Source organism: Corallococcus sp. RDP092CA, from assembly GCF_041903675.1.
In the GTDB taxonomy this organism is placed as follows: Bacteria; Myxococcota; Myxococcia; order Myxococcales; family Myxococcaceae; genus Corallococcus.
Genome location: NZ_JAYESI010000019.1, coordinates 144,509 through 164,447 on the forward strand (window position 1 = coordinate 144,509; position 19,939 = coordinate 164,447).

At 70.9% G+C, this 19,939-nt stretch carries 16 protein-coding genes; 6 read left to right on the forward strand and 10 right to left on the reverse strand.

The annotated features are described in order from the left end of the window. Positions 1 to 8 precede the first annotated feature (8 nt). The gene (locus U8525_RS21135; protein WP_374268106.1) at positions 9 to 341 is read left to right on the forward strand and encodes a hypothetical protein; all 333 of its coding nucleotides are present in this window, start codon (positions 9 to 11) and stop codon (positions 339 to 341) included. A 371-nt stretch (positions 342 to 712) separates the two neighbouring features. On the opposite strand, the gene U8525_RS21140 is transcribed toward U8525_RS21135, so the two are convergent. From U8525_RS21140 to U8525_RS21175, 8 genes are all read right to left on the reverse strand, one after another. Further along, positions 713 to 3,013: a Tex family protein gene (locus U8525_RS21140; RefSeq protein ID WP_374268085.1), complete on the reverse strand. Its 2,301-nt coding sequence runs from the start codon at positions 3,011 to 3,013 to the stop codon at positions 713 to 715. A 128-nt stretch (positions 3,014 to 3,141) separates the two neighbouring features. Further along, on the reverse strand, positions 3,142 to 5,814 hold the full coding sequence (locus tag U8525_RS21145) for a carboxypeptidase regulatory-like domain-containing protein (protein WP_374268086.1): 2,673 nt from the start codon (positions 5,812 to 5,814) through the stop codon (positions 3,142 to 3,144). 90 nt (positions 5,815 to 5,904) lie between these two features. Continuing rightward, positions 5,905 to 6,150: a hypothetical protein gene (locus U8525_RS21150; RefSeq protein WP_374268087.1), complete on the reverse strand. Its 246-nt coding sequence runs from the start codon at positions 6,148 to 6,150 to the stop codon at positions 5,905 to 5,907. Between the two features lie 90 nt (positions 6,151 to 6,240). Then, a complete protein-coding gene (locus U8525_RS21155; protein ID WP_374268088.1) occupies positions 6,241 to 7,272 on the reverse strand; it encodes a hypothetical protein in 1,032 nt (343 codons plus the stop codon). Beyond that, positions 7,269 to 7,952, reverse strand: coding sequence for a DUF5819 family protein (locus U8525_RS21160; protein ID WP_374268089.1), 684 nt, complete (start codon positions 7,950 to 7,952; stop codon positions 7,269 to 7,271). Before U8525_RS21160 ends, U8525_RS21155 begins: the two co-directional genes overlap by 4 nt. Positions 7,953 to 8,253: 301 nt before the next feature. Further along, positions 8,254 to 10,476, reverse strand: coding sequence for an alkaline phosphatase (locus tag U8525_RS21165; RefSeq protein WP_374268090.1), 2,223 nt, complete (start codon positions 10,474 to 10,476; stop codon positions 8,254 to 8,256). A 158-nt stretch (positions 10,477 to 10,634) separates the two neighbouring features. Further along, positions 10,635 to 11,723, reverse strand: a complete 1,089-nt coding sequence (recA, locus tag U8525_RS21170) for a recombinase RecA (RefSeq protein WP_374268091.1) — start codon at positions 11,721 to 11,723, stop codon at positions 10,635 to 10,637. Positions 11,724 to 11,835: 112 nt separating this feature from the next. Continuing rightward, complete coding sequence (locus U8525_RS21175; protein WP_374268092.1) at positions 11,836 to 12,537, reverse strand: hypothetical protein; 702 nt, start codon at positions 12,535 to 12,537, stop codon at positions 11,836 to 11,838. Between the two features lie 147 nt (positions 12,538 to 12,684). Here U8525_RS21175 and U8525_RS21180 point away from each other — a divergent pair, with 147 nt between their 5' ends. The 4 genes from U8525_RS21180 to U8525_RS21195 are packed head-to-tail and all read left to right on the forward strand — an operon-like array spanning position 12,685 to position 14,526. Further along, on the forward strand, positions 12,685 to 13,287 hold the full coding sequence (locus U8525_RS21180) for an RNA polymerase sigma factor (protein WP_374268093.1): 603 nt from the start codon (positions 12,685 to 12,687) through the stop codon (positions 13,285 to 13,287). Continuing rightward, positions 13,284 to 13,763: an anti-sigma factor gene (locus U8525_RS21185; protein ID WP_374268094.1), complete on the forward strand. Its 480-nt coding sequence runs from the start codon at positions 13,284 to 13,286 to the stop codon at positions 13,761 to 13,763. Before U8525_RS21180 ends, U8525_RS21185 begins: the two co-directional genes overlap by 4 nt. Next, positions 13,763 to 14,257, forward strand: coding sequence for a DUF3106 domain-containing protein (locus U8525_RS21190; protein WP_374268095.1), 495 nt, complete (start codon positions 13,763 to 13,765; stop codon positions 14,255 to 14,257). The genes U8525_RS21185 and U8525_RS21190 overlap by 1 nt, the downstream gene beginning before the upstream one ends. Further along, complete coding sequence (locus U8525_RS21195) at positions 14,254 to 14,526, forward strand: hypothetical protein (RefSeq protein ID WP_374268096.1); 273 nt, start codon at positions 14,254 to 14,256, stop codon at positions 14,524 to 14,526. Before U8525_RS21190 ends, U8525_RS21195 begins: the two co-directional genes overlap by 4 nt. Positions 14,527 to 14,616: 90 nt before the next feature. On the opposite strand, the gene glmS is transcribed toward U8525_RS21195, so the two are convergent. Then, positions 14,617 to 16,452 carry a glutamine--fructose-6-phosphate transaminase (isomerizing) gene (gene glmS / locus U8525_RS21200; RefSeq protein ID WP_374268097.1) on the reverse strand — a complete coding sequence of 612 codons (1,836 nt, stop codon included), beginning with the start codon at positions 16,450 to 16,452 and terminating at the stop codon, positions 14,617 to 14,619. A 105-nt stretch (positions 16,453 to 16,557) separates the two neighbouring features. Further along, entirely contained in the window at positions 16,558 to 17,958 is a 1,401-nt protein-coding gene (gene glmU, locus U8525_RS21205) for a bifunctional UDP-N-acetylglucosamine diphosphorylase/glucosamine-1-phosphate N-acetyltransferase GlmU (protein ID WP_374268098.1), read from the reverse strand. Positions 17,959 to 18,348: 390 nt separating this feature from the next. Between glmU and ggt the strand changes: the two genes are divergently transcribed. Further along, the coding region (ggt, locus tag U8525_RS21210; protein WP_374268099.1) for a gamma-glutamyltransferase at positions 18,349 to 19,939 on the forward strand (1,591 nt) is incomplete at its 3' end.

Here is a 19,939-nt window from a genome sequence, read left to right on the forward strand (position 1 = left end):
ACCGCGTGGTGCGTGCTCCTCTCGGCTTCCAGCCAGGCCGAAGAACCCTTGCCTCCGCCAGGCGATTGCACAAGGACGTCTACCGGGCGCTGAACCAAGCAGCGGGTGTGGCATGCAAGACCGAGGGGATGCGCTGCAATGAGGCCATGTCCTGTCCCGAGCTGACCATCCGATGGAACAGGTTCCAGAACCGCATCCAGGCGCGCAGGACGTTGATGGAGCGCTGTTTCCGGGGCGGCGACGTGGCGCACAAGGGCGTTCTCGCCACCTATGAGAAGGGGCAAGCCCGCTGCACGGAGTTCAGCCGCATCCGCTGCAGTCCCAATGAGAAGTGCCAATGAGTCGCAGCACCATGAGCCCACGCGACGAACCCCTCAGGCACCAAATCGAGGCCGCATTCGCGGATGTCCCTCGTCCCGAAGCTGAGCGCATTGCCTATGCGCCCGATGCTTGGGAAGCGCATGAACTCACCGCGCACTTGGGCGGGCGACGTTGGAAAAACGTTCCCCTGAAACAGCTCCGTCACCACGCGGCGCATCTCTCGCTGTTCAGCCGCAGGCCCTGCTACCCGTCAGCACTGGTCACGAGCGTTGGAGACATATTGGGCGAATGGGGATTACAGCGGCTTCCTATAGGAGAGTGAGAACCCCATGGTCCTCTCACTGGCGCATGGAGTTGCAAGGGGACAGGTCTTGAAAGTGGGCCATATGCGTCAGCGCTTCAACTTCGAGAACGGATTGTTGAACGGCTCCGGCTTCTTCTGCGGCGGAGCCTGGTTCACCGGCTTCTGCGCCGGACGCTGCGCCGCCGGCGAACTGGCAGGCTTCGCCTGTACAGGCCGTCCCGACGGCTGCGGCGCCCCACCCTCCAGCACCGCGCGCACGGACAACGCCAGACGCTTGCGCGCCAGGTCCACGGACAGGACCTTCACCGTCAGCCGGTCGCCCACCTTGGCCACCTCCGACGGATCCTTGATGAAGCGCGCCGCAAGCTGCGACACGTGCACCAGGCCGTCCTGATGCACGCCCACGTCCACGAACGCGCCGAACGCCGTCACGTTCGTCACCACGCCCTGCAACACCATCCCCTCCTTCACGTCCTCCAGCGTGCGCAAATCGTCGCGCGTCGCATGCGCCGTGAAGTCACCGCGCGGGTCCCGGCTCGGCTTCTCCAGCTCCGCCAGGATGTCCTTCAGCGTCAGCTCGCCCAGCTCCGGCCCCAGGTAGCGCTTCGCCTCAATCTGGCGCACCAGCGCCGCGTTCCCCACCAGCGACGCCACGTCCACGCCCAGGTCCTTCGCCATCCGCTCCACCACGGCGTAGCGCTCCGGGTGCACCGCGCTCGAATCCAGCGGCTCCGGCCCGCGCACCCGCAGGAAGCCCGCCGCCTGCTCGAACGTCTTCGGCCCCAGGCCGCTCACCTTGAGCAGCTCCCGGCGCGTCGTGAAGCGCCCCCTCGCCGCCCGGTGCGCCACCAGCTTCTTCGCCAGCGACGGCCCCACGCCCGACACGTGCTCCAACAGCTGCGGTGACGCCGTGTTCACGTCCACGCCCACCGCGTTCACGCACGAGTCCACCACCTCGCCCAGCTTCTTCTTCAGGAGCCCCTGGTCCACGTCGTGCTGGTACTGCCCCACCCCGATGCTCTTCGGGTCGATCTTCACCAGCTCCGCCAACGGGTCCTGCAAGCGCCGCCCAATCGACACCGCCCCGCGCAGCGACACGTCCAGCTCCGGGAACTCCTCCCGCGCCACCTCCGACGCGGAATAGATGGACGCGCCCTGCTCGCTCACCGACACCACCGGGAGCTGCACGCCCATCGCCTTCAGCGTGTCCCGCGTGAAGACCTCCGCCTCGCGGCTGCCCGTGCCGTTGCCCACCGCGATGAGCTCCGGCTTGTGCTTGCGCACCACCGCCTCCAGCAGCTTCGCCGCGCGCGCCCGCTCGTCCGCGCTCCGCTCCGAATAGAGCGTCGCCGTCTCCACCACCGTCCCCGTCGCGTCCAGCATCACCAGCTTGATGCCCGTGCGCAGCCCCGGATCCAACGCCAGCACCGCCCGAGCCCCCGCCGGCGCCGCCAACAGCAGGTGCCGCAGGTTCTCTCCAAACACCCCGATGGCGCCCTTGTCCGCGCGCTCCTTCAGCTCCGCGCGCAGCTCCGACTCCAGCGACGGCCCCATCAGCCGGTCCCACCCGTCCTCCACCGCCGCGCGCAGCTCGCCCGCGAACAGCGACTGCGGCCGCGTCACCACGCGCGCGGTGAAGAGCCCCTTCACCTCGTCGTCCGGCAGCCCCAGCTTCACCTTCAGCACCCCCTCCTCCTCCCCGCGCAAGAGCGCCAGCACGCGGTGGGACGGGGCCTGGGACAGCGGCTCCTCGTGGCCGTAGTAGTTCTCGAACTTGGTCGGCTCGCCCTTCTTCGCCGGCACCACGTCCGAGCGCAGCGAGCCCCGCCGCGTGCACAGCTCGCGGGCCTCGCGGCGCAGCTTCGCGTCCTCGGCCACGCGCTCCGCGCAGATGTCCCGCGCGCCCGCCAGCGCCTGCGCCACGTCCGCCACGCCCTTGTCCGCGTTCACGTAGGGCTTCACGCGCGCGTCCAGGCGCTCCCCGCGCTGGCCCTCCTGCCTCCACACCAGGTCCGCCAGCGGCTCCAGCCCCTTCTCCCGGGCGATGGCCGCGCGCGTGCGGCGCTTGGGCTTGTACGGCAGGTACAGGTCCTCCAGCTCCGCGCGCGTGCGCGCCGCCTGGAGCGCCTTCGTCAGCTCCGGCGTCAGCTTCCCCTGCTCCTCGATGCTGCGCAGGATGGTGTCGCGCCGCCCGTCCAGCTCCGCGCGCTCCGAGGCCTTGTCCAGGATGGCTTGAATCTGGACCTCGTCCAGCCCCCCCGTGGCCTCCTTGCGATAGCGCGCGATGAAGGGGACCGTGCCTCCCTCCTCGTGAAGCGCGAGGGTCCGGTCCACCTGCTCCGGCTTGATGCCCAGCTCCTGAGCCAACGCGACGGCGTAGACGTGCATGGCGCCCGTCTATACCCCGGTCCCCCCGCGCCTCCCAGAGACGCGCCGCCCGCCTGTCTCCCCATGGAAAACGGCCGCGCGGGGAGCGCCACCCCGCGGCCCGCTCACCGCCGTCGCGAGCCTCCGCGCTAGAGCAACGGCAGCGCCATCATGAGCTCCTGCCGCGCGGGTTGCTGCGCCACCTGGACGGAGCGGCAGTCCGGGTGCGGCGCCGCCGTCCCCCCGTCCCCGGGGGCGGCCGGGTTGCCCGTCGTGGTGACGCAGAGCTGGTAGGTCCCCGGCGCCACGTTGTCGAACTGCGCGGACTGCGTCAGCGACAGCAACTGCGCCTGCGCCGGGCGGCTCGCCGCCTGCTGGTTGTCCACCAGCAGGACCCGCGCCTCCGGGGCCCGCGCGCCCTCCGCGGCCTGGGCGTGCACCAGCACCGTCACGCCGCTCTCGGGGATCACCAGCTCCGTGCGGGCGGTCTCGCGCGCCCGGATGGACACCGTCGTGCGCTGCATCTGCTGGCCCGGCCCCGACTCCGACATGGCCAGCACCGAGTAGGTCGCCGGCGCCAGGTTGTCGAAGTGGAACGCGCCGTCCGTGCCCGTGGTGCCGCTGACGCCGCCCGCGGGCGCTCCCGGGTTGGAGACGATGACCAGCGCCCCGCTCACCGGCTGGTCGCCCTTGCGCACCACGCCGTCCAGTTGCCCCGTGGCCGACAGCCGCAGGTTCATCCGCGTGTCCTCCACGCCGGGCAAGAGCTGCGCGAACTCCGAGCGTCCCTCCTGGACGTGCTCCGCCGAGAGCTGGAGCGCGGAGATGGGGAGCCCCTCGAACACGAAGGCGCCGTCCGGCCCCGTCACCGCCTGCTGGAGCCCGTAGTCCAGCTCCGCCGCGGCCCCCGCCACCACGCCCACCCCCTTCATCGGCTGGGACACCCGCACCAGCGCGTCCGGCACCGGCGCGCCCGTCGCGTTCGTGACCACGCCCTCCAGCCGCCGCCCGCGCTGCACCACCACGTCGCCCAGCACCGTCTCCCGGCCCTCCTGGATGCGCACCCCCGGCACCGACTTGTTCACGAAGCCCTTGCCGGTGATGTAGAGCGTGTGGTCGCCCGCGGGGACGCCCTGCATGTGGAAGCTGCCGTCGCCGCCCCCGTGCGGCACCGCGCCCGCGCCCCGCAGCACCAGGGAGAACTCCGCGGGCGGCGCCCCGTCCTCGCGCACCACCCGGCCCCGGAGCGTCCCGCCCAGGCTCAGGCGCAGCACGGACTCCATGCCCCCCGTCTCCGCCTGGACCGGCGACGTCAGCCACGCCAGCCGCTGCTGGGGCGTGGTGCCCGGCGGCGCGGCGCGCAGCAGGTACGTGCCCGGCAACAGGCCCCGCACCTCGAAGCGCCCCCCCGCGTCCGCCGTGGCGAGGAACGGCCCGCGCAACGTCTGCTCCGCGCGGCCCCGCATCCGGCCTCCCGTCAGCTCCGCCATCACCACCGCCTCGCCCACCGGCTGCCCCTCCGAGGACTCCACCCGCCCGCGCAGCACCTCCGCCGCGGACAGCACCAGCACGACGGGCTCCTGCCGCGACGCCTCCTGGGACAGGTCCACGAACCGCGTGGGCGACGCCGCGCGCTCATGCCGCGCCACCACCGCCACCCGACGCGGGGGCAGGCCCTCCATCTCGAAGACACCCTTCGCGTCCGCCGTGGTCTGCCGCGCCAGCGTCCGCCGCGCGCCCTCGTCCAGCGCCACCCGCACCACCGCGTAGGCCACCGGCTGCCCGCGCGCGTCCTCCACCCGGCCGCCGAAGCGCGCCGAGTCCGGCAGCGTGAGGGTGATGCCCGTCTGCTCGCTCACGCCGTCCAGCCGGACCGTCGTGGACGTGCCCGGCGCGACCTTCGGTCCGGAGGCGACGAACTGATAGGGGCCCGCCCCCAGGTGCTCGAAGCGCCAGGCGCCCTTCGCGTCCGTCTCCACGCCATCCGCGCGCGCCGTGGTCAGCGCCCCGGATGAGAAGGAGGCCTCCGGCACCGGCGTGACGACGACGCCCGCCACCGGCTGCCCGCGCGCGTCCACCACCGAGCCCGACACCGCCGCGCCGCCCCGCAGCGCCACCGACACCTTCTGCGCCACGTCCGCCGCCTCCGCGACCTGCGTCACCTGCCACGCGGGCGCGAAGCCCCTCGCGGAGACCTTGAGGACATGGCGCCCCGCCGGCACGCCCTCCAGCAACGCGCGCCCCTCCGCGTCGGTGGTGCCCACGACGGCTTGCGGAGCGCGCAGCTCCACCGCCGCGCCCGGCACGCCCCGCCGCTCCGGCCCCTCCACCACCGTCACCTCCAGCACCCCGGCCGGCTTCAGGTGCATCACCAGCGGCCCGGTCCCCTCCCCCAGCCACAGGCCCACCGGCCCCGCCAGCAGCGAGCCCTGCCGGGCGGCGACCTGGTACTCGCGCGGGGGCAGGCCCTCGAACTCGAAGGTGCCGCCCTTCTGCGTGCGCACGCTGCGCGGAGGGCTCGTGTCCAGCACCACCGTGGCGCCCTCCACCGGCAGCTCCCGGGGGTCCAGCACCAGGCCCTCCAGCCGCAGGGGCCCCGGCCGGTCCGCGTCCAGCTCCAGGGGCAGCGGCGACGCCTCGGCGGGCGCCAGGCCCCGGGACGCGAGGTTCTTGGAGCGCACCGCGATGGGCGTGGACGGCGCGGGGTCCTCCGGCGCCCGGGTGATGACCGGCCCCGCCTCCGGGCCTGCGCGCAGCGCGAAGAACCAGAGGAGGAAGCCCGACGCCAGCGCTCCCAGCAGCCACCACACCCGATGCTTCATTGGCGATGCCCTCGTGAGAAAGGGGCCGCGGACGGACGGCTCCGCGGCCCCCGTGTCACACCGCGATGCTTCAGACGACGGTCACCGCGCTCAGCGGTCGAACGCGGCGTCGTTCAGCGCGGGGGCGGCGTTGGAGGTGTTCGCGGTCGCGTTGCTGTAGTACTCCACCCAGTAGTACTCGTTCTCATCGATGATGATGATGATGACGTCGCTGGCCAGCTGGCTCGTGGGGCCGGTGTACGTCGAGCCGCGATCCGCCGCCGCGATGGCCGGCACGGAGTAGGAGGTGGCGGCCAGACCCGCGACGAGACCGAACAGCGCAATCAGCTTCTTCATGGGGAGACTCCTGACGTTGGGGGTTGGGGTGCAGCACTGCCCTGACGCTCGGCTCCCGAGGCTGCGAAGCTTCCGCGTCAGCATCCACCCTCATGCGGCGGGAGGGTGAGATCCTGGAGGGGGCTCCGCCAGCGCGGCGGAGTCGGACTGCCGGGAGAAGAAGCGCTGTCGCTGTCGCGCCAGGAACCCGCCGATGGCGCGGTACTCCTCATCCCCCATCAGCGCCAGGTCCACGGACGTCATGAACAGCGAGAAGGTGATGAGCCCGAGCACCAGCGCGATGCCCAGGTGGAACGTGAACCCCATCACCACCGCGAGCCGCCGCGTGTGGGGATTGAGGAAGAGCAGGAAGGGGAACGCCACCTGGAAGGCGACGGTGACGTAGGAGAGCGCCGTCACCACGAACGCGCTGCGGTAGAGCCACTCCGTCACGCCCGGAATCACGAACTGCCCGCCGCGGAACGCGTAGTAGAGGGCCGTGCCGTCCTGCCACACCTGCCCCTGCACCTTGTAGAGCCCCGCCAGCCCGTACACGAGGCTGATCTGCACCGCGAACGCCAGCATCGCGGTGTTGTGGAACAGCGCCCCCACCGGCCCCAGGGCCGCTTCCGCCGAGCCACCCGCCCCGCGCCGCTCCGCGTCCAGGGAGAAGTACGCGCTCACGTCCGCGAAGCACGCGTACACCAGCACCAGCTGGATGATGTTGTCCCCGCCATCCCAGATGCCGGGGAAGCGCTGGTGGAGCGACCACACGAAGGCCCACTGCAAGGGCGTCAGCCAGCGGGTGCGCCACCCCAGGAACCAGAGCACCGCCACCGCGATGCCCAGGTGGTAGCAGACCTCGAAGTAGAGCGGCGACGCGCTCCAGGCATACACGGAGAAGTCGCGCGGCGAGCCCGCCACGTCCGCCACGAAGACGTCGTAGGGGTAGAGCCCGGCGGGGCCGAACAGGTAGCCGCGCTGCGAGTAATTGATGAGGTACTCGATGAGCACCGCCAGGCCCGCGCACAGGCGGAACAGGCTGGCGCCCACCAGGTAGCGCGGCTGGGACTGCCACGCGGTGAAGCGCCCCCAGGCCCCCAGGAGGGAGGAGGACGCAGCCACGGAAGGGTCGGTGCTCATGGAGCCGCCACCTCCTCCACCGGCTGCCAGGGCAGCTCCATCCACGTCGTGTCCCCGGGCGCGTCCGCGGTCATGCGCTGGGAGAAGGGCGGCGCCACGATGGTCGCCATCCGCGCGCGCACCTCGCGCACCTGGAGCCCCGGGTACAGCGACCGGCACGCGGACGACGCCACCCGCGTCAACAGCCGCGCCCCCAGCCGCTTGCGCGCCGTGCGGCTCCGCTCCGCCTCCGCCACCGCCCGGCGGTAGACCTCCGTGTCCTCCGGCTTCGACAACAGCCGCGCCGTGTACTCGTCGTCCGCCGCCGTCAGCTGCCCCAGCCCCACCAGCTGCGCCCGCTCCAGCCGGTCCGCCGGCGTCAGGCGATACTTCTGCTTCAGCTCCAGCAGCGGCACGGTGATGTTCACCCAGGGCTCCTCCTTCGGCGCCCCCGAGTCCTCCGCGCCCCGGCAGGACACGTAGACGTGCCGCGTGCGCGCCTCCACGTCAGGGGCGAACAGCGTCCAGCGCTGGGAGAAGAACGGACGCATGTAGCCGTCCACCCATCCAAGGACAGACAACTTCACCGGATTGAGAGGGGTCAAGAACGCCAGCGTGATGGCGAAGTGGATTCCCAACCCTGTCAGCAAGACAGCGGACAAGGCCTGACGGAAGCCAGGACCCGATAACTTGGTTTTCATGACTGCTCGTAGACCGCGGGGAGGTCCGGCAGAGCGAAACAAGCGGGAGTTTCGTCAACACAAGTAACACGTACCAAAACTTTGCGTCAACACGGCCACCCGATTTCAGTGAGATGAAACGGATTGGGTCATTCCTGCCAATGCGTCTGGTTTGACCCGGGCAGCCGCGACAGCATGAAACAGCCCCGCGCCCCCCAGGCACGCAACGCCAGGGCGTCTTGAGTCAAAGGTCCAAAAGCAGCGGGGCCGCGTGGGAGTGCTCCCACGCGGCCCCGGAGGCCCTTCAGGCTTCAGACGACCTTCAGGCCGGCTGGATGTCGTTGTTCTTCACGCGGAAGGTGTGCGTGGTGAACTTCGCCTCCAGCTCGCTGTCCGCGCGCTTGGAGTAGTCCTTCGCCACCTCCGCGGCGGGGATGAGGTGGAAGGTGGCGAGCGTCTCGTCCGCCTTCACCTCCACCACCACGAAGCCGTGCGAGTCCGCGTCCGCGAAGCGCAGGCCCGGGTTGGACGCCATGAGCGTCTTCTCCATCTCCGTGACGGCGTGCTGGTACACCGGCGCCCCCGTGGCGTAGCCCGCGCCGATCAGCGCAAGGCTGGCCAGGCTCTTGATGGAGCCGGAGGTGATGCCCGGCGCCGTCAGCGCGGGCACGCCCTCCTCCACCGACGCGAACGACGCGTGGATGTCCCCGGAGATGAACAGCGCGTTCTGCACGCCCTGCGCCTTCAGCGTGTTGAGCAGCACCTTCTTCTTCGTGGGGAAGCCGTCCCACTGGTCCGCGCTGAAGTAGAAGCGCTGGCGCAGCGTCGGGTCGGTGATGTCCGCCTGCTGCCGGAAGTCCCAGATGAGCGCCGACAGCGACGTGGAGCTCACCACCAGCTTCCAGGTGTTCGTCGCCGCGGTGACCGTCTGCTGGAACCACGCCTCCTGGTCCGGGCCGAACACGTCCTCGCTCTTGCCCGCGGACAGCTGGTAGTTCACCGCCGCGAACAGGTCGAAGGTGTCCTTCACCACCACGTAGCGCGAGCCCTGGATGTTGAAGAGCGCCCCCTTGCCCATGTGCGCGTACGCCAAGCCCCTGGGCTTGTCCGCCGGCGGAATCACCAACTGCGCGTTCACCGCCCTCAGCACCTGGTTCGCGTAGTAGAGCGCCACCGGCCCCTTCACCCACTGCGCGGCCTTCTGCGCGGCCTCCGCGTCCGACAGGCCCGCGGCCTTCGCCTGGCTCAGGTACACGCCCTGGAGCACCTGCTTCTGGGCCGCGTACGCCGCGTCGTCGATGTTCACGTACGCGAACGTGTCCGCCTGGAACGTCTGCTTCACCTCCTCCGGCTGCCCCTGGAGCGCCGCGCCCAGGAGCGTCTGGTCCAGCACCACGCCGCCCGGGTAGGCGTCCTCCGGGATGAGGTGGTCCGGCCGGTAGCTGCGGTAGTCCGTCACCAGCAGCTTCAGGTGCTTGCCGTAGTCGAAGTCACGGTAGATGCGCGAGTGGGGGAAGCGCGGCTCGCTGCCCACGTCGATGGCGCCCGCGGGGGACTGCACCGTGTCCAGCGGGATGTGCTCCAGGAAGGCCTGCTCCGCGTTGAGCTTGCGGTCCAGCTGCGTCTCGTCCCGCTTGCCATCCTCGTAGGTGGCCACGTCCTGCCAGCAGTCGTCGGAGAACTCGTGGTCGTCCCAGGTGACGATGAACGGGTAGCGCTCATGCACCGCCTGGAGCTGCCGGTCGGAGCGGACGGTCTTGTAGAGGTCGCGGTAGTTGGACAGCGAGTTCGCCGCGAGGAACGCGGTGAGCCCCGTGCCCTGCGGCAGCGCCTCCTCCGGCGCGCTGAAGCGCACCGAGCGGCCACCGCCGTCGGACTGGAAGGACGTGTCGCCCGTCGTCTCGTAGACGTAGTCGCCCAGGAACACGATGAAGTCCAGGTCCGCGTCCAGCTGCAACAGCCGCTGCCAGGCGTTGTAGTAGCGGCCAATGAAGTCCTGGCAGCTGGCGAAGACGAACTTCACCGGCACGTCGTCCCCCGCCGCGGGCGCGGTGCGCGTGCGAGCAACGCGCGTGGTGTGCCGCTGGCCGTCCTTCTCGTAGGAGAAGCGGTAGTAGTACGTCGTGCGCGCGGACAGGCCCGTGACCTTCACCTTCACCGCGTGGTCATGCTCCGCCCGCGCCGTCAGGTCCGACTTGTCCAGCACCAGCGACTTGAAGTCCTCCGTGGGGGAGACCTCCAGCCGCAGGGGCAGGTCCTCCCCGGCGCGGTCCGCGTCCTCCACGCGCACCCACAACACCACGCTGTCCGGACGCGGGTCACCCGACGCCAGCGACTGCGGGAAATAGGGCGAGCCATCCGAAGTCTCCGTCGAGTCGTCGTCGGAGCATCCAAAGGTCGTCGTCGCCGCGACAGCAACCACGGCTTGCAGGAACGTGCGGCGTTTGAAGGAGTTGAACAAGGCGGTGGACTCCAGCGGGGAGCAGGGGTGAAGGGGCTCCCGGACCGCGAAGTCTAGAGGCGCTCTGTCCTCCACACGAAACATCCCGGCGACAGCCCGGTGATGACCGCGCGCGTCACGCGCGCCAATCCCTCTCATGGTGAAGAAGAAAGGGCCGGCCCCAGCACCTGGGACCGGCCCCTGCTCCGCATCACCCACCGCGCCGCTCCCCCCGGAGGTGCGCGGCGGTGCATGTCCGCGGGCTACTTCACGGCCTTCACGCGCGGGCGCTTCTCGCCTTCCGCCGGCTCGGCTGCCTCCGCCCCGGGTGCGGGCGCCGCGCCCGCCGTCTTGCCGATGCCGTACTTCTCCAGCACCAGCGCCTCGACCTCCTTGTAGGTCTCCGGGTGCTCGCGCAGGTACTCCTTGGCGTTCTCCCGGCCCTGGCCGATGCGCTCTCCCTTGAAGGAGAACCAGCTGCCGCTCTTCTCGATGATGTTCTCGTTGGAGGCCAGGTCGATGAGGTCGCCCTCACGCGAGATGCCCGCGCCGTACATGATGTCGAACTCCACTTCCTTGAAGGGCGGCGCCACCTTGTTCTTCACGACCTTCACGCGGGTGCGGCTGCCCACCACGTTCTCGCCGTTCTTGATGGCGCCCACGCGGCGGATGTCCATGCGCTGCGACGCGTAGAACTTCAGCGCGTTGCCGCCCGTGGTGGTCTCCGGGTTGCCGAACATCACGCCGATCTTCATGCGGATCTGGTTGATGAAGATGACGCACGTCTGGCTCTTGGAGATGGTGCCCGTGAGCTTGCGCAGCGCCTGGCTCATGAGGCGCGCCTGCACGCCCATGTGCGCGTCGCCCATCTCGCCTTCCAGCTCCGCCTTCGGCACCAGCGCGGCCACCGAGTCCACCACCAGCACGTCGATGGCGCCGGAGCGCACCAGCATCTCCGCGATCTCGAGGCCCTGCTCGCCCGTGTCCGGCTGGGACAGGAGCAGGTCGTCGGTGCGCACGCCCAGCTTGCGCGCGTAGCCCACGTCCATCGCGTGCTCCGCGTCGATGTAGCCGCACACGCCGCCGCGCTTCTGCGCCTCCGCGACGATGTGGAGGCACAGCGTCGTCTTGCCGGAGGACTCCGGCCCGAAGATTTCGATGATGCGGCCGCGCGGCACGCCGCCCACGCCCAACGCGATGTCGAGTGAAATCGAACCCGTCGAAATGGCCTGGACGTCCTTCATCATGGGCTCGTCGTTGCCGAGCCGCATGATGGACCCCTTGCCGAACTGACGCTCCACCGCCGCCAGCGCCAGCTCGATCGCCTTTTCCTTCTCCTGATTCACGGCCATTTCCCGTCGCTCCTTGGAAGAGTGGACCACCCCGGTCCACCTGAACGCGCTTTTAGTACGCGATGGGTAGACCCTAGTCCACCCCCCTGACATCCGTTTCGGGTCCTGGCGGTCAGCTCTTGCGCAGGGCAGCCAGGAAGGCGGCCACCAGGCCCCCCAATCCGGCCGCCCAACCCGCCGGAACGTCCGGCACCAGCACCATCCCCAACCCGAGCCCGGACACCACCGTCAGCAGCGCCAGGGCTCCGCGATACAGGGGAGAGCCCACGGAGGCAACCGTCAGCACGGCCAGGGACAGCAGCGTCAGGAGCCCCTGCAGGATGAGCAGCCCGCCAGGCATGACGACGCCGGTGAGCCCCAGGACCACCTGGAGCGCCAGCGCGCCCAGCCCCACCGCCAGGGCCGGGAACGGGCCCCCCCGGGGCGGCGTCAGCCGCGCGCCCGGGACGGGGGCCTCCTTCAGGTGCTCCAGGTCCTCCGGGCGCACCTCCAGGGCATAGGGGAAGCCCAGCGCCAGGAGCGACTCCACCGCCGTGGCGCGGCAGGAGCGCCCGTCGGAGTCCACCAGCCCGTCCAGGTTGCCCCCCTCCAGGAGCCGGTGGAAGGCGTCCGCCTCCGTCCGGCCCCCGCCCTGCGCCCCCAGCTCCTCCAGGAGCTGGTTGAGGTTCCAGGCCAGGCGCTTGCGCTCGTCCCCCTCCGCTCGCCGCGCCTGCTGCGCCAGCAGGAACATGGGCAGCGGCGAGTCCGTGGGCGGGGTGGGGGTGCCGCCCTGCGCCGGCGCCTCCCAGGGCGCCAGGTCCGACGGGGGCTCCACCTCTCCCCCCAGGTGGGGAGCCGGTGTGCGCGAACGTGGGCGAAAAGCATCGGACACGGTGGAGAAACTGTAACCGGGGCGTGGCGTGGGGTTCAAAGTGAGCTTGCCCGCAACTTCCAGCGGGCAACGGGGTTTGGGGCCTCACGGATGGACTGGGACCCGGACACGCAGGCGATGCTGAAGGTGGCGGCGGGCGACAAGCAGGCCTTCGCCTGGCTCTTCGACCGGCACCACGCGAGCGTGGCGCGCTTCGCGTTCCGCTTCGTGGGGGACGCGGCGCGGGCGGAGGAGCTCACGCAGGACATCTTCGTGAAGCTCTACCGCCACGCGCGGTCCTACAAGCCCACGGCGCGGTTCAAGACGTTCCTCTTCCGGGTGGCGACGAACCACTGCCTCAACGAGCTGCGGCGCGGCGAGTACCGCGTCGCGCGCCTCACGACGGACGCCCCGGCGGAGGAAGACGCGGGGGCGATGCGGATGCCAGGGCCCGACGCAGAGAGGCCGGACCAGGCGCTGAGCGGCCGCGAGTTGGAGGCGGCGGTGGGCCTGGCCTTGAAGGACCTGAGCGACCGCGAGCGGGCCGCGTTCACCATGTGCCGCTTCGAGGGCATGGCGTACCGGGACATCGCCGAGGCGCTGGAGGCGAGCGAGGCCGCCGTGAAGAGCCTCATCCACCGGGCCACGCTGGCGGTGGCGCGCAGGGTTGAAGCGTTGCAGGCGGGCGCCGTGCCCGCGAGGAGTCGGGCATGAGCTGTGCGTTCGAAGAAGACCTGACGGCCTACGTGGACGGGGAGCTCCCGCCCCCGCACCGCGCGCGCGTGGAGGCCCACCTGGGCACCTGCGCGGAGTGCCAGGGGACGGAGCGGCTCCTGCGCCTCACGGTGGCGCGGATGGCGGAGCTGCCCGCCTTCACGCCGTCTCCGTCCGCCCGGCGCGCGCTGCTGGCGCGGGTGGACGCGCTGCCGCCCACCTGGCGCGAGCGGCTGGCCCACCTCATGAGGCCCGGCGTGCTGGTGCCCTCCGCGGGCCTGGCCGCCGCGGCGGTGCTGACGCTGCTCGTGGCGGGGCGCATGCGCGGCGAGGCCCCCGCGCTGGAGGAGTGGGATCCAGGCGCGCTGGAGGTGGCGGCGAACCTGGAGCTGGTCGAGGACTACGAAGTGCTGGGGCTCGACAGCTCCGAAGACCTGGAGGTCGTCGAGAACCTCCACGAGCTGGGGGTGCCGTGATGCTGGGAAGAATGACCGCGGGCGTGCTGGCGGTGGCGCTGTTCCTGGGCGTGCCCGCCCGCGCGGCCAACGCCCCCGCGCCCACCGCGGCGGAGCGCTTCGAGCGGCTCTCGCCGGAGCAGAAGGAGGCCCTGCGCGCGAAGCTGCGCGAGTTCAAGGCCCTGTCCCCCGAGGAGCAGGCCCGCGTGCGCGCGAACCTCCAGCGCTGGCGGCAGCTGCCCCCGGAGGAGCGCGAGCGGCTGAGGAACAACCTGCGCGACTTCCAGAAGCTGTCGCCCCAGGAGCGGCAGGCGGTGCGCGAGCAGGTGCGCGAGCTGCGCGGCCTCACCCCGGAGCGCCGCGCGGAGCTGCGCGCGCGGATGCGCGCCTACCTCAAGGAACACCCGGAGCGCCGCGAGCAGCTGCTGGAGAACATGCGCCGCTGGCGGCAGATGTCCCGGGAGCAGCGGCAGGAGGCCCGCGAGCGGCTGCGCGAGAGGCGGCGCACCCCGTGAGGCCCGCGCCCTGCTGGCTGCTGCTGCTCGCGCTCGCGGCGGGCGTGCCCGCGTCCGCGCAGCAGCCCCCGACGCCCAAGGAGGACTCCGCGCCCGCGCCCCCGAAGGCCGTGCACCCGGAGGCCCCGCCCGCGCCCGCCGAAAACCGCCGGCCGGAGCCCCCGCTCACCGACGAGGACCGCGAGGTGGTGGAGAACCTGGAGCTGCTGGAGTCGCTGGACGCCGCCGCGGACCTGGAGGTGCTCCTGGAGCTGGCGGACGAGAAGTAGCGCCCACGCAGCCGCGGAAACGAAGGAGCCCGGGCCCCCTGTGAAGGGAGTCCGGGCTCGCTCGCGCTCAGGCGTGGACGCCCTGGCGCGCTACTCGACGGTCACGCTCTTGGCCAGGTTGCGCGGCTGGTCCACGTCGTTCCCGCGCATCTCCGCCACGTGGTACGCGAGCAGTTGCAGCGGGATGGTGGCCACCACCGGCGCGAGCAGCGCGCAGGCGGCGGGGATGCGGATGACGTGGTCGGCCAGGCTGTCCGCCTGCGAGTCGTCCTCGTCGAGGATGGCGATGACCTTGCCGCCGCGCGCGCGGACCTCCTCGATGTTGCCGATGATCTTCTCGTAGGCGATGTGCGGCTGCTTCGGCGCGATGACCACCACGGGCATCTTCTCGTCGATGAGCGCGATGGGGCCGTGCTTCATCTCACCGCCCGCGTAGCCCTCCGCGTGGATGTAGGAGATCTCCTTCAGCTTGAGCGCGCCCTCCAGCGCCACCGGGTGCATGGGGCCGCGGCCGAGGAAGAGGAAGTCCTGCGCGTTCATGAACTCGCGCGCCACGCGCTTCACCTGCGGCTCGCACTTGAGGACCTCCTCAATCATCTTCGGCACCTGCGTCAGGTGCGTCAGGTGCTCCTGCGCGCCCGCCACCGACAGCGTGCCGCGCATGCGGCCCAGCTTCACCGCCAGCAGGTACAGCGTCACCAGCTGCGTGGTGAACGCCTTGGTGGACGCGACGCCGATCTCCGGGCCCGCGTTGGTGAGGACGTGCAGGTTCGCCTCGCGCGTCATCGCGCTGCCGATGACGTTGCAGATGGCCATGGTGTGCGCGCCCAGCCGCTTCGCCTCCTTGAAGGCCGCGAGCGTGTCCGCCGTCTCACCGGACTGGCTGATGGCGATGACCAGGTGGCTCTTCTCCACGATGGGGTCGCGGTAGCGGAACTCGCTGGCCAGCTCCACCTCCACCGGCAGCCGCGCCAGCGACTCGATCATGTGCTTGCCGGCCACGCCCGAGTGCCACGACGTGCCGCAGGCCAGGATGGTGACCTTGGTGAAGGACTGGACCTGCTCCGGGGTGAGGTTCCAGGTCTCGAAGTGGACGTCGCCCTCGGTGAGGAGCATCCGGCCGCGCAGCGTGTCCGCGATGGCGCGGGGCTGCTCCCAGATCTCCTTGTGCATGAAGTGCTTGTAGCCGCCCTTCTCCGCCATCATCGGCGTCCAGTCGATGCGGCGCGTGGGGCGGTTCACCCGCTTCCCGTCGCGGTTGAAGATGTCGATCTTCGCCGCGGTGACGACCGCCAGGTCGCCCTCCTCCATGTAGACGAAGTCGCGCGTGTGCTCGAGCAGGGCGGGCACGTCGCTGGCCACGAAGTTCTGGCCCTGGCCCAGCCCCAGCACCATGGGCGACGCGTCCTTCGTGCACACGATGCGGCCCGGATCATCGGCGCACACCACCACCAGGCCGTAGGTGCCCTTCACCTGGCGGATGGCCGCGCGCACCGCGTCCGGCAGGTCCACGCCGCGCTCCACCTCCTCGGAGATGAGGTGCGCGAAGACCTCCGAGTCCGTCTCCGAGGAGAAGGCGTGGCCGCGCGAGCGCAGCTCCGCCTTCAGCGCCAGGTGGTTCTCGATGATGCCGTTGTGCACCACGGCCACGCTCTTGTACGTGTGCGGGTGCGCGTTCTCGTCGGAGGGACGGCCGTGCGTGGCCCAGCGCGTGTGGCCGATGCCGGTGGTGCCCTTGGGCAGGTCCTGCACCACGCGGTTCTCCAGGTTGCGCAGCTTGCCCGTGGCGCGCACCACGTTGAGCTGGTTGCCGCCCACCACCGCGACGCCCGCCGAGTCGTAGCCCCGGTACTCGAGCTTCTTCAGCCCCGACACCAGGATGGGGGCCGATTCCTTGTCACCGACGTAGCCAACAATCCCGCACATGTTCTTCCTGCCTCTTTCTCGTCCCGCGGCCGCCGGAGCAAACCACGGGAAATCCGTTCACGCCCAACCCCGCCCCGCCGACCGAACGGCAGGCGAGCACCCGACCTACCCCGCCTTCACCTTCGTCTGTCGTGCCTTCTTGGCCGCCACCCACCCCTCCTTCACCACCTGCGGCGCGCGGGACACAGCGAGGCTCCCAGGAGGCACATTTTTCGTCACCGTGGTGCCCGCGCCGACATAGCCGCCGTCCCCCACCTTCACCGGCGCCACCAGCTGACTGTCCGAGCCGATGAAGACGCCATCGCCCAGCTCGGTCAGGTGCTTGTTCACCCCGTCATAGTTACAGGTGATGGTGCCCGCGCCGATGTTGCAGCCGGCACCGATGACGGCGTCGCCCAGGTAAGTCAGGTGGTTGGCCTTGCTGCCCTTGCCGATGCGGGCCTTCTTCGTCTCCACGAAGTTCCCCAGATGCACGTCCTCTGCCAACTCCGTGGCGGGGCGCAGCCGGGAGAACGGGCCGATGACGCAACGCTCGCCCACACGCGCCTCCTCCAGCACGGAGTAGGGCTTGATGTGGGTGCCATCCGCCACGACAGACGCCGTGAGCACGCTGCCCTGGCCAATGGTGACGCCCTTCCCGATGACGGTGCCGGCCATGAGCGACACGCTCGGGCCGATCTCCGTATCGGTCCCGATGGTGATGCCCTCTTCGATGTACGCGGTGGCCGGGTCCTGGATGGACACGCCCGCGCGCATGTGGGCCTCGTTGATGCGCTGCTGGAGGACGCGGGCGCGCGCCGCCAGCTCCACCTTGTCGTTCACGCCCGCGGTCTCCGTGGCGTCCGCGTCCACCGCGCCCACGGGGCCCACCTCCGCGGCCATCTCCACCAGGTCCGTGAGGTAGTACTCGCCCTGCGCGTTGACGGGTTTGATCTCCGCCAGCGCCCGCCAGAGGAAGGCCGCGTCCACGGAGTAGATGCCCGCGTTGCACTCCTTCACCGCGCGCTGCTCCGGGGTGCAGTCCTTGTGCTCCACGATGCGCGCCACCTTGCCGCCCTCGCGGATGACGCGGCCGTAGCCGGTGGGGTCCGGGAGCGTGGTGGACACCAGCGCCAGCGCCCCGCCCGCGGCGTCGTGCGCGGCGAGCAGCGCCTGGAGCGTCTCCTTGCGCAGCAGCGGCACGTCTCCATAGAGGATGAGGACGCGGCCCTCGTGGCCCCTCAGCGCGTCCTCGGCCGCCTTCACCGCGTCCGCGGTGCCCCGCTGCTCCTTCTGGAGCGCGAAGCGCAGGGGCGCGTCCGGGAAGTGGGCGCGGATGGACTTCTCCACCTCCGGAGCCTGGTGGCCCACCACCGGCACCACGTGCGTGGCGCCCAGCTCCAGGGCCCGCATCAAGGGATAGGCACAGAGGGGACGGCCGAGGATGGGGTGAAGGACCTTGGCCTTCTCCGACTTCATCCGCGTGCCCTTGCCCGCGCACAGCACAACCGCCGCCAGAGCTGTCATATGCGGCGGAGAATTAGGGACCGCCGATCAACTCGTCAACCGCGCCCGGGCACCAACGCGGACCGCGGGGCCTCCGGGGAGGGGCGTGCGCTGACTGCTACACACAACGTGTTGCATTGGACCGTGATGCCGAAGCGCGGCTTCAGGAACGTCGTCAGCCGCACCGGGGGGGACGCCGCGGTCGGAACCGACGTCGGGCTTTCCACGGGGTTCGGAGGACTCATGAGCACCGCCCGTTGCTGCACATGAAGGAAGAGTGCTCCTCTTGTGCTCACAATCCAAGGAAAAAAATGTTGTCCCGTTGAAACCCTGGTCCGGGCGCGGCGCATGGTGCATTAGGGAACGGCCGGAAATCACAAGGAAAGGCGTCCACAGGTGGGGAAAACACACATGGGAGCCGCGGGACGGAGCCTGTTCCGCGCGCTGGGACTCGCGGTGTTCCTGGTGGCGACCCAGGCGGGTGCGGCACGGCCCTACCGGGGAGGTGCGGTGGCCACGGCGTATCCGCCCGCGAGCGAGGCCGCGCTCCAGATGCTGGAGAAGGGCGGCAACGCGGTGGACGCGGCGGTGGCGGCGGCGTTCGTGGCGGCGGTGGTGGGCCCCTACCACTCCGGCGTGGGCGGCGGCGGGTTCGCGCTGGTGCACGACGCGAAGTCCGGCGACACGCGGGTGCTGGACTTCCGCGAGGTGGCGCCCAAGGGCGCCTCGCGCGACATGTACCTGAAGGACGGCGCGCTGGTGCCGGGGCTGTCCACGGACGGCGCGCTGAGCGTGGCGGTGCCGGGCGCGGTGGCGGGCTACCTGGAGCTGCTGTCCAGGCACGGCAAGCTCAAGCCCGCGGTGGTGCTGGCCCCGGCCATCCGGCTGGCGAAGCAGGGCTTCTGGGTGACGCCGAAGTACCAGCAGATGGCCAGGGGCCGGACGAAGTGCCTGAGCCAGGACGCGGAGGCCGCGCGCATCTTCCTCACGCCCGACGCGCAGGGCACGCCGGACGTGCCGCCCCTGGGTCACCTCATCAAGCAGCCGGACCTGGCGCGCACGCTGGAGCGCATCGCGAAGGGCGGCGCGAAGGCCTTCTACGCGGGCCCGGTGGCGCAGGCGCTGGTGAAGACGGTGCGGGACGCGGGCGGGCTGCTCACGCAGGAGGACCTGACGAACTACCGGACGCGCAGCCCCGCGCCGCTGGAGACCACCTACCGGGGGCACCGCGTCCTCACCATGCCGCCGCCCAGCGCGGGCGGGCTCGCCGTGGTGCAGGTGCTGGGCATGCTCCAGCAGCTGCGGCCGCAGGGCCTGCCCTTCCGCGACCCGGAGTCGCTGCACCTCTACGTGGAGGCCGTGCGGCGCGCGTACGTGGACCGCGCGAAGTACCTGGGCGACCCGGCCTTCGTGGAGGTGCCGCTGGAGCGGCTGACGTCGCCCGGCCACATCGCGGACCTGGCGGGGAGCATCGACCCGAAGAAGGCCACGCCCAGCGCGTCGCTGCTGGCGCCGCTGAAGGGCGGCCCGGCCTCCACGCTGAGCCAGGACGAGCAGCCCCTCACCCCGGAGCCCGAGCGCAAGAACACCACGCACATCTCCGTCATCGACAAGGACGGCAACGCGGTGGCGATGACGACCACGGTCAACTACAGCTTCGGCTCGTGCCTGGTGGCCCGGGGCACCGGCGTGCTCCTCAATGATCAGATGGACGACTTCGCCGCGCAGCCGGGCGTGCCCAACGCGTACGGGCTCGTCACCGGGGAGCCCAACGCCATCCAGCCCGGCAAGGTGCCCCTGTCCTCCATGTCGCCCACGCTGGTGTTCGCGAAGGAGGACCCGAAGCAGGTGATGCTGGCGGTGGGCAGCCCCGGCGGCTCCACCATCCCCACCACCGTCATCCAGGCCATCAGCAACGTGGTGGACCAGGGCATGGACGTGGCCCGCGCGGGGTGCGCGGGCCCGCTGCACCCCCAGTACCAACCGGACGAGCGGTGGGGGG